The following is a 13,965-nucleotide window of genomic DNA, read 5'->3' on the forward strand; positions in this document are numbered from 1 at the left end:
GCAGCTAAGATACCGATGATGGCGATAACGATCATTAATTCGATGAGGGTAAAACCTTTAGTCTTTTTCATGATAATTTCCTTTTATCTGAAAAATTACAATAAAAAATTCCTTTAAATTATTAAAGGAATTTTCAAAAAGTTAATGCGAATTTAATAATGATTTATGAACTGAAATTCAGGATTAGTTATCCTTTGTTTTTATCAAATCATGAACATAGGTAATCCATTCCTTCATAAGTTTTTTTCTCTTATTGTACAGATACGAACTCAGATCTCTGTTATAGAGTTCCTGGACACGATTCCATGTTTTATGAGTAAGAACACACTCGGAAGTTAGACTGTCTTTATTGTTGCGGGAGGCCCATGTGCTGAAAATAGCTCTTATACCATGAGCAGTCTGAAATCCCCGTAGTTCTGTCTTAATTAAGTAACATTCTAATGTTGATGTATGCAGTTTTCCTTTATTTCTATTGGTAAAAATATAATCATCAGGATTTCCTGGACATGAAGCAATTATCTCTATGAGTAACTCCTCGAGAATCGGACACATAGGAATATCAAAGCCAGCTTTCTTTATTGTTTTTGTTTTGGCTATATGAAGGTTGTGTCTTTTAAAATTAATATCTTTTACCTTTATGGATAAAATCTCGCTTTGTCTTAGACATAAGTAAAAAGAAAGAAGGAGCAGGTTATTGACCTGCTTATTCTTAGGATGTCTTGCAGAAAAAACTCTGAAAATATATTGAATATTTTTACCTATATTCTTATTTACCATTGCCCTCTGAGGAGTTTCGTACTCATCTTTCTTTTTCATGTTGACTATTTTGGCCAGGTTTCGAATATTTTTGAAACTAACATCTTCATGGGCAAGAGTTGCATAGTTCATTATCATTATAAGTAAGGAAATTGCAGCTGAAGCAGTTGAATTCATCCCCTTATTTAAAATTGGCATAATTATGATGTGGCCGAGTCTGCTCATTGTCATAGCATCAACAGAATTAAAAGAATCATAATGCGGTGCAATATGGTTCCTGATTAAACGACCGTAAGTCTTCTGAGTAGATTCACTGTTGTGAGAGCGACTAATTAAAAATTCCTCACATAAAGTTCTGAGAGAAGGATTGGAATTACTGACTTTATGACTAATTGTACTCAGCCCCTCTGTCATATTTTCGTTACCTATTTTTCTTAACATAGTCAATTTTCCTTGGTTGACATATATAATAATTAAACATAACCTGATTTCTATTTAGATTTTAATAAACAATTCTTTGAGTAATATGGGTTTACTTTTTTATTAAACAAAAATAAAAATCATATTATTATATGTAAAATATATGCGTTGATATGAGTTATTAATCCTTAAAGAATTACCATAAACTTATGATTTTAAGTTTTAGGAAAACTGATATGCTACATAATATAAAAAGACGAGAACAAACCTGTTCTCGCCTTTCAACAGAAAAATCAGATACGCTTAGGTATTACTTGGCTTCCTTATTTTCAGGAGAAACAATATCAAGTAATTCAACGTCAAAAATTAGAACAGCATTATTTGGAATAGCAGGAGATGGGCTGTGATCACCATAAGCAAGGTTAGCTGGAATATACAGTGTTGCCTTAGTACCTACAGGGAATAACTGGAAGGCTTCAATCCATCCCTTAACAACCTGACTTAACTTAAATTCTACAGGCTGCTTTGATTCATCAAATACGTTACCGTCAATGGTGGTACCGCGGTAGGTTACTCTAATGGTATCGTTAACTGTTGGGGTTGCACCTGTACCCTTGGTAATAATCTTGTACTGTAAGCCAGAGTCAGTTACAACTACACCTTCGTTAGCCTTATTCTTTTCAAGGAACTCCTGACCTGCCTTAAGATTCTTTTCATCTTCAGCAACACGCTTTTCTTCTGCCTTCTTTCTTATAATCTGGTCAAATTCCTGCATGGTTGCCTGCATGTCTTCTTCAGACAAGGCTGGTTCCTTACCATTTATAGCTTCATTGAATGACTTGGCGATAAGGTTTTTATCAATGGAAACACTGAATTCCTTATTAAGATCGTCAAGTCCTTTAGCAATGTTCTGACCATAAAAATACCCCATGGAAACTGCAACCTTGTCATTAAAGGTTAAATCTGAGGCTTCTTTCTTGGCCGGAGCGGTCTTTTCCGCTGTGTTGTTTGCGGTAGCGGTATCAGCAGTCTGTGCCTTTGAATTGTCTAAATCACATGCACTAACTGATAATGCAACAAGAGATGCTAAAATTGATAATGATAACTTTTTCATATTTATAATAGTCCTATATGGTAAATTAATTTCATCAGTTAAACACTGGTACGGATTATCTAAACTTAAAAAAGCATTTAACCAATGACAAATTTTTGTTATTTCATAAAATTTGCTAAAATGTATTGTACTTCATTTTAGTGTATCTTCAAATTTTTAATTAAATATAATCCAAATATGTTAATTAAACCTGATTTAGTTGAAAGTCTCGAATCCAAAATTGCTTACCTTGAATATAACCTGGAAAATATCAGTAACGAAGTTTATGAATTGAGACAGATAATAGAAAAACAGAAAGTTCAGATTAATTTCCTGGCAAACAAATTAAAGGCAGTTGAAGTCACCAACGTTGCATCAAGAAGCGAAGAAACGCCTCCGCCTCATTATTAGCATACTGGAAACAGGTAACTAAAAGTGACTGAAAGAGTTTCTGTCGATATGACGTGATACAGCTTTTCCGTTTTCTGTAAAAGTTACTCTGTTTCCTTTGGATATTCTGTTATCTGACAACTCTTTGATGGTGCCGACCCTGTATATTTTCGGGGCTTTGCCGGATTTGTAGTCGTCTTGCCATAAAAGATAGTCTTTCTCAGAAAGAGTAAAACAGATTTCGTAGTCGTCTCCTCCGTTCAGAGCATAATTCAACTGTTCGTCTGCAGGCAGATTATGAAGAGCTTCGGATATTGGAATATCTTTAATATCAATTTCTGCTGATTTTTCTGAACTGTCCAGAATATGTTTCAGGTCACCAAGAAAACCGTCAGAAATATCTAAAGCTGAATTTACGCGATATTTGCGCATGAAAGGAACGAGATCCATTCTCGGATTAGGATAGTCCAGAAGATTAAAAGCTTTTGCCGAATCAGGATTGCCATGTATTTTTGATTTATCGTATCTTAATGCCACACCGTAAGCAGCTCCTCCCAGAGCACCGCTAACGCAGATTACATCATTATCTCTTGCTCCGGATCTCCTGATCGCTTCATTGCATGGAGTTTTTCCCATAACTGTTATGGTTACGGATAACGGACCTCTGGTTGTATCTCCACCGACCAGAGAAATTCTGAATCTGTCAGCAATGGTAAACAATCCTCGTGAGAATTCAGCAATAAAGTCTTCGTTACTGTCAGGAAGTGTTAATGCAAGAGTAAAAGCTACCGGCTCCGCTCCCATTGCCGCAAGATCCGAGAGATTAACAGCCAGTGATTTGAAACCTATTGCAAAAGGATTGGTATCTTTAAAAAAATGAGTTCCTTCCAGAAAAGTATCCGTGGAAACAGCCAGAACATCACCATGCGGGATGTTTATAAGGGCACAGTCATCTCCTATCCCCAGCTGTACACAATTCTGCTCGAGGTTAACTTCATTGGAGTGAAGCGTAAAATATTTTCTGATTAATTCAAATTCACCCATTCTGAACTCTTTATAACGTATAAAACTGAAGAAGTTGTTTATTGGTAAAAATAAAGAATCTATAACTCGGATTATAGATTCTTTATTAACACATTAATAACAGCATTCAGTTACAGTTGTCTTCGAAATTACTGCTTTTCAGTTTCCTGAAGCTGCATGTTCTTTACAACCTTGTCAAGCACACCGTTAACAAACTTGTGGCTGTCCTGAGCAGCAAAATCCTTTGCTAAAAGAATTGCTTCATTGATGATTACACGATACGGAACATCCTTGCTCTGGAACAGAAGTTCGTATGTGGCAAGACGCAGAATTGACTTGTCAACCATATCCAAATCTTCAATACTTCTTGAATTAAGATAAGGTTTGTATGTCTTGTCAATTTCATCAACGTGAGTAATAGTACCAACAATCAACTGATGCAAGTATTCTTTATCAGTTTTGTCGTCAACAGGTTGATCTTCGAGAAACTGTTCTTCAATTACTGAAGCAAATTCCTTGGTGATTTCCCACTGGTAAAGGGCCTGCATGGCAAAATGTCTGGCTCTGTGTCTCTGACCTGGATTCACAATAAAATCTCCGCTAACATTAAATCTGTTTTAAAACATTAATCATTTCAAGAGCGGCTGAAGCAGCTTCAGCACCTTTATTACCAGCCTTAGATCCAGCACGCTGTACAGCCTGTTCAATATTTTCAGTTGTAAGAATACCGAATGCTACAGGGATTTCCTGCTCAAGCATAACCTGAGTCAGTCCCTTAGAACTTTCATTGGCCACAACTTCGAAATGATAGGTATCACCTCTGATTACGCAACCTAAAGCTAAAATGGCATCATATTTTTGGGTTTTGGCAGCTTTCTTTACTGCTAAAGGAATCTCTACGGCACCAGGAACTCTGATAATTGTTACGTTATCATCTTTTACCTGACCTATACGGCTTAAAACATCAAGAGCACCAGATACTAAATGCTCGTTTATAAAGCTGTTAAAGCGTGATACAACAATTGCAATTCTGGCATCTGCTGCAACTAAGTTTCCTTGGATTTCCTGCATGTTCTATAACCTCATCAAAACACAAATTACGTTTTTCACTTACTCCTGAAAAACATAAGTCTATTCTACCATAAAAGACAGATTTTATTACTATGTTACATGCCTTCTGTCTGTAACAAATATCGAGAATGAAAAACGTAACCTCATTTGTATCATGTTCTTGCGGTTAGATACTTACTTCTCGACCATTAATTCTGTACAGCCCTTCATGTACATAGCTTAAAGTAAGCTTCATTCCTTCAGCAAAATGGCTTCCTTCATCATTCCACAGACCGTCCTTAACGTAAATATTCACAGCTTTACCTATACAGACACCTGTTTTTTCAAAAACTTCTTTTTCGGTTAATTCACATTCTATGTACGCCAGCGCATCAGGAAGTACCTGTAAATTCAGTACAGGTGAAGAATCAGGCTTAACTCCAGCCCAAACAAATTTATCACCAACGTCGCGACCATGAACAGAACCGACCTTGTTAATTATCTCAATGTCCTTTTCTGAAGGAATAGAGATTACGAATTTACCGTTGGCCAGAATATTTGCGGTGGTGGTATGACCGCGATCAAGCACAACCAGAACCTGATCGGCATCAAAAGGGCAATTCCACGCAGCCGTCATGACATCATGAATTCCGTCTGAAGATACAGATGAAATATTGATAATCTGTCCCCCGCACAGCAGGCGGTTAGCAGCTCTGACATTAATTTTCTTATACATGTTCACCAGTTCCTTTGGTTATTGTTGATTTAATAGGTTACATAAACCCGTTTTCCATTAAAAATGAAGCTGTCATGGTACTTTTCTTCTTGTTGTCATGCCCATGATTCAACAGACGTTCCAGATACCTTGCAAGTACATCAACTTCAATATTGACCTTATCACCTACATTCCACATGGTAGCATTGGTTATATCATGAGTGTGTGGGATAAGAGTAAGTCTGAATGCATCACCTTTAACCTCATTAACGGTAAGACTTATTCCATTAATGGTTATAGATCCTTTTATTGCTATGTATCTGGATATATCCTCCGGGGCATTTATCCAGATATCCACAGCATTATCGGTTCTGGACATGCTGCTAATGGTACCCACGCCATCAACATGCCCCTGAACTATATGCCCACCCATATGCGTGGTTGGAGTAAGTGCTTTTTCTAAATTTAGTGTGGCACCAGGATTTAGATATTTAAAAATTGTGCATTCAATGGTCTCATGTGAAACATCAGCAACAAAGCTGTTTTTTCCTAGCTTAACCACTGTCAGGCATACACCGTTACAGGCAACAGAATCGCCTATAGCCACATCAGAAAAATCAAGATCCTTTGATTCTATGGATATTTCAGCGCCTTTCCCGTTGAATGAAATGGAAGTTATTGTTCCTAGTGCTTGAACTATACCGGTAAACATTACAGCCTATTCCTTAATAATATACTCTAATTTAATATCATTACCAATTTGTGTGGATTTTGCAAGCTTCAATGAATTAATTTCATCCATAGACTCATAACCTTCCAGTTTACAAAATGAAATCGCATCATCCCCAAGTAATTTGGGTGCTATATATAAAATAAGACTGTTTATTAAATTATGGGAAAGCATAAATTTGCAGAATTTTGGACCTGATTCAATAAGTACATTGCGAATTTTTATTGAATGCAGATACTTCAGAACCTGCTCTATATCAAGATCATCAGAATTATTTACGGCAGGCACATACAGAACATTGATTTTTTCTGTAAGTTTTTTCTCTGAAACATCCCGATTGTCCGACGGATACACCAGAAGAACATCACCTGATGAACTGAATATTTTTTCTTTTAAAGTTAAAACCTTACGTTTATCAACTATCACCTTTAACGGTCTGACAACATATTCTTCCGGTACGGATAACTTAACTGTTTTCGGAAACTCATCAGTTCTTACGTTCATCGACGGGTCATCTGCAATAACGGTGGCTGCTGTTGTAAGAATTGCCTGATGCTGTGCTCGGAGTGTCTGAACATCTGCGCGGGATTCCGCAGAGGTAATCCATTTACTGGCTCCGTTTTTTAAAGCAATTCTACCATCCAGACTAATCCCCATTTTCTGTGTTACATAGGGAATTTCATGTTCCATGGCATAAAGAAAAGGAACATTAATCCGGCGGGCCTGATGTTCACAGATGCCTACAATGACTTCAATTCCGGCATCTCTGAGAATGTCAAATCCTTTACCGCTTACCCAAGGATTCGGATCCGTCATTGCACACACTACTCTTTTAACTCCTGCTTTTACAAGAGCAACTGCACACGGCGGTGTCAGACCAAAATGAGAACAAGGTTCTAATGTAACATACGCTGTTGAACCACTGGTATCATTTCCCTTATTACGTGCATCTGCCAAAGCATTAACTTCAGCGTGTCCGGTACCAGCCTTTTTATGGAAACCGGAGCCTATAATTATTCCGTTTTTGGTAAGTATGCATCCCACACATGGATTTGGCAGAGTGGAATATTTTCCCTTTTCAGCCAGGGCAAGAGCCTGTAACATGAAAGATTGATCTGTTTCTTGCTGTAAATTTGAGATTGTCATATTAAACTAGGTACTCAGGATTAGTTATCGGATTAATTTCTGAAAAGGATACAGAATATATCTACATCTGTTTTTCCAGTTTGGATATTTCTTTGCTGAAATCCTTAAGATTTTTAAAACTCAGGTAAACTGAAGCAAAACGAATATATGCCACAGGATCCAGGTTCTCCAGCTCTTCCATGACCATTTTACCTATAAGGTTTGATGGGATTTCCTTTAATTTGCTGGACCTCAGTTTAGTTTTAATTCGATTTATGGCATTATCAACCTGTTCAGTTCCAATTGAACGTTTTTCCAGAGCTCGCAACATACCAGCACGGATCTTTTCCTCATTAAAAGGTTGTTTTATTCCATTGCTTTTGATTATTGTCGGCATTGTTATTTCAGGCTGCTCAAATGTGGTAAAACGTTCGTTGCACGAAAGACACTGCCTGCGTCTTCTTACCTGAAATCCTTCAGAAGACACTCGCGTATCAATTACTTTTGTATCTTCAGCATCACAAAATGGACAACGCATAAACTCCCCCTCGATTAAACTTTTTATTATTATATAAAAAAAGTCCTAAAGAAAAATCTTTAGGACTTATATATTCATAAAAATACGTTTAATCAGCTACAGTATTAGTGCTTCTTAACGTAAGTAACAGGAGCTTCACCAGTTACATCAAGGTAGAAGTCATATTCGCCATCTGCATCAGGAGTTACCTTAACTTCTTCGAATACAGACTTTGGATTAAGAGCTACAGGTTCACCACCCATTTCGAATACACCAGGCTGGTCTCTGTAACCAAAGTTAGTACCAGCACTCCAACCAGAGTCAGCAAACTTAAACTTATATGGAGCCCAGTCAACTTTTAATTCAGCGGTAGCAACGTAAACACCGTCAGAAACCTTCTTTACGAGGTACTGAGGCTGTGCGTTCCAGTCGTTCATTTCGCCACGAAGATAAATAGGAGCGCCGAATACATCAGCACCACCTTCAGCTCCTGCTGAAGCGCCGTCACTAGCACAACCTGTTAAAGCAAAAGAGCCAGCTGCAATAGCTGCTAATAATAATTTCTTGTACATGTCAATTCCTTTGATAATGTTGAGGTTATATATGATTTTATAATTTTACGGCAAAAATTATAGTGTTATAAATCACAAAAAACAAAACCCAAAAGTTAAAAAAACATTAACTTTTGGGTAATAGCTTTATTACTCGCCGTCAAGCTTTCTCTCGAGATAATGAATGTCGAAACATCCTTTGTTGTAGGTGGCATCATCCATCAAATCAAGAAGAAGGGGAACATTGGTTTTAATACCATCAATTACCAGTTCATGCAGAGCCTGCTTCATTCTTGCAATGGCTGATGAACGGTCATCATTGTAGGCTATGAGCTTGCCAATCATAGAATCATAGTATGGTGGAACCACGTAGTTCTCATAAATGTGAGAGTCCCAGCGAATTCCAGGACCACCAGGAGTATGCAATCTGACAATCTTTCCTGGAGAAGGAATAAATGTACTAGGATCTTCAGCATTGATACGGCACTCGATTGCATGGCCCTTGAGACTGATATCCTTCTGTGAGAATGAAAGCTTCTCACCGGCAGCAATCTTTATCTGTTCCTTCACGATATCAACACCGGTTACAAGTTCTGATATAGGATGTTCAACCTGTACACGGGTATTCATTTCCATAAAGAAAAACTGTCCGTTTTCATATAAGAATTCGAAGGTGCCTGCACCGCGGTATCCGATTTCATTACATGCCTTGGCACATCTTGAGCCGATGTCATCACGCTGTTTCTGGGTGATTTCAGGAGCAGGAGCTTCTTCGATAACCTTCTGGTTTCTTCTCTGTACGGAGCAGTCACGTTCACCAAGGTATACGGAATTTCCCTGACCGTCTGAAAGTAACTGGAACTCAACGTGTCTTGGGTTTTCGAGGAATTTTTCCATGAAAACATTAGGATTGTTGAAGAATGAATCAGCTTCTCTCTGGGTTAAAGCAATAGTGTCCGCAAGATCTTCTTCCTTGTATACAACACGCATACCGCGACCGCCGCCACCGCCAGCAGCCTTGATGATGACAGGATAACCAATCTTCTTTGCCAAAGCCTTGTTTTCTTCAATATCATCAGTAAGAACACCAGTCCCCGGAACACAAGGAACGCCGGATGCTTCCATGGCCTCAATTGCAGATACCTTGTCTCCCATAAGTCTTATGGTATCTGACTTCGGACCGATAAAAATAAAACCGGAACGTTCTACAATTTCTGCAAATTCAGCATTTTCAGAAAGAAAACCATAGCCAGGATGAATTGCATTAGCACCTGTTACTTCCGCTGCAGCAATAAGAGAAGGAATATTCAGATATGATTCCTTTGCCGCTGCAGGTCCGATGCAGATTGCCTCATCAGCGAGTTTTACATGTTTCAAATCGCGGTCAGCAGTTGAATAAACAGCAACAGTCTTGATGCCAAGCTCCTTACAGGCACGCAGGATACGCAAGGCAATTTCACCGCGGTTTGCAATCAAAACCTTTTCAATTTTTGCCATATCACGCCCCTGCTGTTATTCGATAATGAATAAAGGCTGGTCAAATTCAACAGTTTCGCCGTCTGCAACAAGAATCTTCTTGATAACACCAGTCTTGTCAGCTGCAATCTGATTCATGGTCTTCATGGCTTCAATGATGCAAACAGTTGCACCTTCCTTAACAGAAGCACCTTCTTCAACGAAATTAGATGCATCAGGACTTGGTCTGCGATAGAAAGTACCAACCATTGGTGATTTCATTACATGACCAGAAATGGTATCAGCACTGTCATCAGCTTCGGCAGCAGCCGGAGCTGCCACAGGGGCAGGAACAGCAGCAGGAGCTACATAAGCGGCCGGCTGTGCTACAGGAACCGGTACGGAAACAGTATTGCTGGTACGGGTAATCTTAATCTGTTCTTCACCTTCCTTTAATTCAAGTTCAGCAATGTCAGATTCAGAAACGATCTTGATCAATCTGGAAATTTTGTTGATATCTATTTGCATATTAATTACTTCTCTATTGTTATCCGTTAATTCTTTAAAATTTTCTTAATGGCAGCACGAAGAGCGTACTCATAGCCATCAGTACCAAATCCGCATATCACACCTGTTGCTATATCAGACAAGTATGAATGATGTCTGAATTCCTCTCTGGCATGCACATTGGAAATATGGACTTCAAAAAATGGAATTTTCACACCGAGCAATGCATCACGAATTGCAACGCTTGTGTGTGTAAATGCCGCAGGATTAATGACGATGTAATCGACATTTCCCATAGCACTATGAATCTTGTTGATGATCTCGAATTCTGCATTTGACTGGAAGGTTTCCAATTCAACGCCATTCTCGGAAGCTATAGATAAAAGCTTTTCATTAACTTCTTTCAGACCTGTTGAACCGTAAATTCCAGGTTCCCTGACTCCAAGCAGATTTAGATTAGGTCCGTTCAGAACTAGTATCTTAGACATAACAATCCTATTAATTTAAGTCAGTAGTTACACTAACGTTTTAAATCATTTAAAGCAGAATTTAGACAAATTCAAATCATTAATGTGTAGTAAAACGATAATTTTGACTTTTATAGTTCCAATACTCTAAAAAAGGCATTTTACCCTAATATTATCAAAAAGACTCTTTTTTTGCTTAAAATTAGCAATTTTCCATGAATTTGATACAGTTTTTGGTAAAAAATCATAAAAAACTGAAAAACTGCTAGATTTTTTAAAATGTATTCTTGTGATTTTCTAAAGTTGTTTTACGTAGAATCAGGTGTCTGATTTTCATTTTTCGATATGGACTGATAAGCAAAGAAATTTACTAAAAATATAGAAGGATTTGCGAATTATGAAAAAAGCTACCAGATTAAATTTGTTCAATTTATAACAGGTTATAAATTTTCTAAACAAAATAACGTTTTTCATAACTGATTAGTTTCTAAACAACGAAAAAAACCGTATCTTTCAGTTCAGAAGCATGCTGATTATCATATTTAACTGTTATTTTCTCCACAAAAACAGTAAAATACGAGCATTGATTTTGGGATTTCCCCGATTTGTTTCTTATTAATTGTTAATAATGGAGTTTTTCATGCTTAATCAGGCAAAAAACATTGCAGCGTATGATCCTGAATTATGGGCTGCCATTGACGGAGAAAACCGTCGTCAGGAAGACCATATCGAGCTTATCGCTTCTGAAAACTATGTTAGTAAGTGTGTAATGGAAGCTCAGGGTTCTCAGCTTACCAACAAGTACGCAGAAGGTTACCCTGGAAAGCGTTATTACGGCGGTTGTGAATATGTTGATCAGGTTGAAGCATTAGCTATTGCTCGCGTTAAGCAGCTTTTTGGTGCTGATTATGCTAACGTTCAGCCTCATTCAGGTTCACAGGCTAACGCAGCCGTTTACATGGCATTGGTAAAGCCTGGTGATACCATTATGGGTATGAGCCTTGCTCACGGCGGTCATTTAACTCACGGTGCAAGCGTAAGTTTCTCAGGAAAGATTTACAATTCAGTTCAGTACGGTGTTGACGATAACGGCAACATCGATTACGACGACGTACTGGCAAAGGCTAAAGAATGTCAGCCAAAGATGATCGTTGCAGGCTTTTCTGCATACAGCGGAATCGTAGACTGGGCAAAGATGAGAGAAATCGCTGATGCGGTAGGTGCATACCTTTTTGTTGATATGGCTCATATTGCAGGTCTTGTTGCCGCAGGCCTTTATCCAAATCCATTACCACACGCACACGTTGTAACTTCAACCACTCACAAGACCTTAGGCGGTCCAAGAGGCGGTATTATTCTTTCAAACTGCGGTGATGAAGCAATTTATAAGAAATTAAATTCTGCCATTTTCCCAGGTAGCCAGGGTGGCCCTTTAATGCATGTAATCGCAGCTAAGGCTATTGCATTCAAGGAAGCCATGGAACCAGAATATAAGGAATATCAGGCTCAGATCCTTAAGAACGCAAAGGCAATGGTTAAGGTATTCCTGGATCGCGGATACAAGATTGTTTCCGGCGGTACTCATGACCATTTATTCCTCGTTGACTTAATCGGTCGTGAATTCTCAGGTAAGGATGCTGACGAGGCACTCGGCAGAGCAAATATTACCGTAAACAAGAATTCTGTACCAAATGATCCACGTTCTCCATTCGTTACTTCCGGTTTAAGAATCGGTACTCCAGCTGTAACCCGTCGCGGTCTCAAGGAAGATGATGTTACTTTACTTGCCAGCTTAATGTGTGACGTACTGGATAACATCGGTAATGCTGAAGTAGAAGCATCTGTTAAGGCCAAGATCGTGGATTTATGCCACAGATTTCCGGTTTACAACAAGTAAGCGTTAACCGCTTGTGAGACATTAGCCATATTGCTCGTGAGACAATATGGCTTTTTTATTAAAAACCAAGTCAAAAATTGATCTAAATCACAAAAAATCATATTTTTGCAATTTCTTAAAATTATTCAAGCTACAATTAAAAGCGTTGGGAGGGAGCAACGAGAAATACGAAACTTCCTACTCCCAAGCAACATTTTAAATGGATTCAAAATTAAGATAAAAGGAAATTATCATGAAAAAGACTAAAGGTTTTACCCTCATCGAATTAATGATCGTTATCGCTATCATCGGTATCTTAGCTGCAATCGCTCTCCCAGCATATGCCCGTTACATGGCTCGTGCACGTTTCACTGAAGTTACCACTGCAATGGCTGGTGTTCAGAAGCAGGTTGAAATCTGTATTTTTGACTTAGGTGCTACTTTTGCCGCAAACACTGCAGTTGTAGTAGATAAGACTGCAACTGGCCACGGTGCTGGTTGTGCTAATGGTGAGAATGGTAACGGTTGGAGCATCGGTGCTGCAACTGACTATGCTACCAAGTATGTTGCAACCATCAATGTAACTGGTGACGGTGTAATCACTGCTACTGCAATTGGTGGTAATGGTTTAAATGGTGCAGCCATTCAGATTCAGCCTTTCTTTGGTGCTGTAGATAATGGTATCATCGATTGGAGAAGAAATGACACCAATACAGTTTCTACCTGCATCAAGGAAAACCTCTGCTAATTTGATTGGTTAGAGTATAAACTTATGAAAGTTTAGTTTAAGCCCCGCCTCTGGCGGGGTTTTTATATGCAGTCCACTAATAAAAATTTAACCTACAGTGATCTGAATCGGTATTCCTTCATTAAAAAATACAAAATAAAACAGTTTGATGAAGGTATAATCTTAACTTTTCATGAAAGTTACACTAAAGGGAGTTTCGGCTCCCTTTTCATATAATTTTAAACCTGCAAAAAGGTCATTAATTCCTCATAACTTTTTCCACTTTTAAGGTAGGCGTCCATGATTTCCTTGGCCTCATAATTTCGTTTGTGTTCCTGAAGTTCTTTGAGTTTTAACGTCAGCTTATCCTGCTTCATCTGAAGCTTTGATAATTCATCCTTAATCCTGGTAATTTCAGCTTCAATCGTAGAGATCGATTTCATTCTCGCCATTTTCGTCATCCTCTTCTGTTTGAACATGGAAATTACTGTCGGCAAGTTGCCTACCTATTTCCACTGCTTTACTGCGCACGATACTCTCATCTAAGCCAAATGAGCTTAGGA

The 13,965-nt window shown here is 38.3% G+C and carries 18 protein-coding genes; 3 read left to right on the forward strand and 15 right to left on the reverse strand.

From position 1 onward, the window contains the following. The 3 genes from T489_RS14715 to T489_RS0110435 form a co-directional block, all read right to left on the reverse strand. The coding region (locus tag T489_RS14715; protein ID WP_157608212.1) for a type IV pilin protein at positions 1–71 on the reverse strand (71 nt) is incomplete at its 3' end. Between the two features lie 112 nt (positions 72–183). Then, complete coding sequence (locus tag T489_RS0110430) at positions 184–1,197, reverse strand: tyrosine-type recombinase/integrase (RefSeq protein WP_031579978.1); 1,014 nt, start codon at positions 1,195–1,197, stop codon at positions 184–186. Between the two features lie 289 nt (positions 1,198–1,486). Beyond that, positions 1,487–2,290 (reverse strand): FKBP-type peptidyl-prolyl cis-trans isomerase, encoded by an 804-nt coding sequence (locus T489_RS0110435; protein ID WP_031579979.1) that lies wholly within the window; start codon positions 2,288–2,290, stop codon positions 1,487–1,489. Between the two features lie 177 nt (positions 2,291–2,467). Here T489_RS0110435 and T489_RS0110440 point away from each other — a divergent pair, with 177 nt between their 5' ends. Beyond that, positions 2,468–2,680, forward strand: a complete 213-nt coding sequence (locus T489_RS0110440) for a SlyX family protein (protein ID WP_031579980.1) — start codon at positions 2,468–2,470, stop codon at positions 2,678–2,680. An 18-nt stretch (positions 2,681–2,698) separates the two neighbouring features. Here T489_RS0110440 and thiL read toward each other — a convergent pair whose 3' ends face one another. From thiL to aroQ, 11 genes are all read right to left on the reverse strand, one after another. Beyond that, positions 2,699–3,703 carry a thiamine-phosphate kinase gene (gene thiL, locus T489_RS0110445; RefSeq protein ID WP_031579981.1) on the reverse strand — a complete coding sequence of 335 codons (1,005 nt, stop codon included), beginning with the start codon at positions 3,701–3,703 and terminating at the stop codon, positions 2,699–2,701. A 128-nt stretch (positions 3,704–3,831) separates the two neighbouring features. After that, complete coding sequence (gene nusB, locus T489_RS0110450; protein ID WP_031579982.1) at positions 3,832–4,269, reverse strand: transcription antitermination factor NusB; 438 nt, start codon at positions 4,267–4,269, stop codon at positions 3,832–3,834. Between the two features lie 19 nt (positions 4,270–4,288). After that, positions 4,289–4,753 (reverse strand): 6,7-dimethyl-8-ribityllumazine synthase, encoded by a 465-nt coding sequence (gene ribE / locus T489_RS0110455; protein WP_031579983.1) that lies wholly within the window; start codon positions 4,751–4,753, stop codon positions 4,289–4,291. Positions 4,754–4,919: 166 nt separating this feature from the next. Further along, positions 4,920–5,468, reverse strand: coding sequence for a flavin reductase family protein (locus T489_RS0110460; protein WP_031579984.1), 549 nt, complete (start codon positions 5,466–5,468; stop codon positions 4,920–4,922). Positions 5,469–5,505: 37 nt separating this feature from the next. Then, entirely contained in the window at positions 5,506–6,159 is a 654-nt protein-coding gene (locus T489_RS0110465; protein WP_031579985.1) for a riboflavin synthase, read from the reverse strand. Positions 6,160–6,165: 6 nt separating this feature from the next. Beyond that, positions 6,166–7,323 carry a bifunctional diaminohydroxyphosphoribosylaminopyrimidine deaminase/5-amino-6-(5-phosphoribosylamino)uracil reductase RibD gene (gene ribD / locus T489_RS0110470; RefSeq protein ID WP_031579986.1) on the reverse strand — a complete coding sequence of 386 codons (1,158 nt, stop codon included), beginning with the start codon at positions 7,321–7,323 and terminating at the stop codon, positions 6,166–6,168. A 61-nt stretch (positions 7,324–7,384) separates the two neighbouring features. Continuing rightward, positions 7,385–7,840, reverse strand: a complete 456-nt coding sequence (gene nrdR / locus T489_RS0110475) for a transcriptional regulator NrdR (RefSeq protein WP_031579987.1) — start codon at positions 7,838–7,840, stop codon at positions 7,385–7,387. A 104-nt stretch (positions 7,841–7,944) separates the two neighbouring features. Continuing rightward, positions 7,945–8,391: an early set domain-containing protein gene (locus T489_RS0110480; RefSeq protein ID WP_031579988.1), complete on the reverse strand. Its 447-nt coding sequence runs from the start codon at positions 8,389–8,391 to the stop codon at positions 7,945–7,947. A 129-nt stretch (positions 8,392–8,520) separates the two neighbouring features. Continuing rightward, positions 8,521–9,867, reverse strand: a complete 1,347-nt coding sequence (gene accC, locus T489_RS0110485) for an acetyl-CoA carboxylase biotin carboxylase subunit (RefSeq protein WP_031579989.1) — start codon at positions 9,865–9,867, stop codon at positions 8,521–8,523. Positions 9,868–9,882: 15 nt separating this feature from the next. Then, positions 9,883–10,347 (reverse strand): acetyl-CoA carboxylase biotin carboxyl carrier protein, encoded by a 465-nt coding sequence (gene accB / locus T489_RS0110490; protein WP_031579990.1) that lies wholly within the window; start codon positions 10,345–10,347, stop codon positions 9,883–9,885. A gap of 32 nt (positions 10,348–10,379) precedes the next feature. Beyond that, complete coding sequence (gene aroQ, locus T489_RS0110495) at positions 10,380–10,820, reverse strand: type II 3-dehydroquinate dehydratase (protein ID WP_031579991.1); 441 nt, start codon at positions 10,818–10,820, stop codon at positions 10,380–10,382. 619 nt (positions 10,821–11,439) lie between these two features. Between aroQ and glyA the strand changes: the two genes are divergently transcribed. After that, positions 11,440–12,696, forward strand: a complete 1,257-nt coding sequence (gene glyA / locus T489_RS0110500) for a serine hydroxymethyltransferase (RefSeq protein ID WP_031579992.1) — start codon at positions 11,440–11,442, stop codon at positions 12,694–12,696. 232 nt (positions 12,697–12,928) lie between these two features. Further along, positions 12,929–13,423, forward strand: coding sequence for a pilin (locus tag T489_RS0110505; protein ID WP_031579993.1), 495 nt, complete (start codon positions 12,929–12,931; stop codon positions 13,421–13,423). A 218-nt stretch (positions 13,424–13,641) separates the two neighbouring features. On the opposite strand, the gene T489_RS0110510 is transcribed toward T489_RS0110505, so the two are convergent. Next, on the reverse strand, positions 13,642–13,854 hold the full coding sequence (locus tag T489_RS0110510; protein WP_037319658.1) for a hypothetical protein: 213 nt from the start codon (positions 13,852–13,854) through the stop codon (positions 13,642–13,644). Positions 13,855–13,965: the final 111 nt, after the last annotated feature.

The sequence above is a fragment of the Ruminobacter sp. RM87 genome, from assembly GCF_000701925.1.
GTDB classification, from domain to species: domain Bacteria; phylum Pseudomonadota; class Gammaproteobacteria; order Enterobacterales; family Succinivibrionaceae; genus Ruminobacter; species Ruminobacter amylophilus.

Excerpts from the sequence above, each read along its gene's own strand:
- T489_RS0110430 (WP_031579978.1), bottom strand. The coding sequence starts at position 1,197 with ATGTTAAGAAAAATAGGTAACGAAAATATGACAGAGGGGCTGAGTACA.
- T489_RS0110435 (WP_031579979.1), bottom strand. The coding sequence starts at position 2,290 with ATGAAAAAGTTATCATTATCAATTTTAGCATCTCTTGTTGCATTATCA.
- T489_RS0110440 (WP_031579980.1), top strand. The coding sequence starts at position 2,468 with ATGTTAATTAAACCTGATTTAGTTGAAAGTCTCGAATCCAAAATTGCT.
- thiL (WP_031579981.1), bottom strand. The coding sequence starts at position 3,703 with ATGGGTGAATTTGAATTAATCAGAAAATATTTTACGCTTCACTCCAAT.
- ribE (WP_031579983.1), bottom strand. The coding sequence starts at position 4,753 with ATGCAGGAAATCCAAGGAAACTTAGTTGCAGCAGATGCCAGAATTGCA.
- T489_RS0110460 (WP_031579984.1), bottom strand. The coding sequence starts at position 5,468 with ATGTATAAGAAAATTAATGTCAGAGCTGCTAACCGCCTGCTGTGCGGG.
- T489_RS0110465 (WP_031579985.1), bottom strand. The coding sequence starts at position 6,159 with ATGTTTACCGGTATAGTTCAAGCACTAGGAACAATAACTTCCATTTCA.
- ribD (WP_031579986.1), bottom strand. The coding sequence starts at position 7,323 with ATGACAATCTCAAATTTACAGCAAGAAACAGATCAATCTTTCATGTTA.
- nrdR (WP_031579987.1), bottom strand. The coding sequence starts at position 7,840 with ATGCGTTGTCCATTTTGTGATGCTGAAGATACAAAAGTAATTGATACG.
- T489_RS0110480 (WP_031579988.1), bottom strand. The coding sequence starts at position 8,391 with ATGTACAAGAAATTATTATTAGCAGCTATTGCAGCTGGCTCTTTTGCT.
- accC (WP_031579989.1), bottom strand. The coding sequence starts at position 9,867 with ATGGCAAAAATTGAAAAGGTTTTGATTGCAAACCGCGGTGAAATTGCC.
- aroQ (WP_031579991.1), bottom strand. The coding sequence starts at position 10,820 with ATGTCTAAGATACTAGTTCTGAACGGACCTAATCTAAATCTGCTTGGA.
- glyA (WP_031579992.1), top strand. The coding sequence starts at position 11,440 with ATGCTTAATCAGGCAAAAAACATTGCAGCGTATGATCCTGAATTATGG.
- T489_RS0110505 (WP_031579993.1), top strand. The coding sequence starts at position 12,929 with ATGAAAAAGACTAAAGGTTTTACCCTCATCGAATTAATGATCGTTATC.
- T489_RS0110510 (WP_037319658.1), bottom strand. The coding sequence starts at position 13,854 with ATGGCGAGAATGAAATCGATCTCTACGATTGAAGCTGAAATTACCAGG.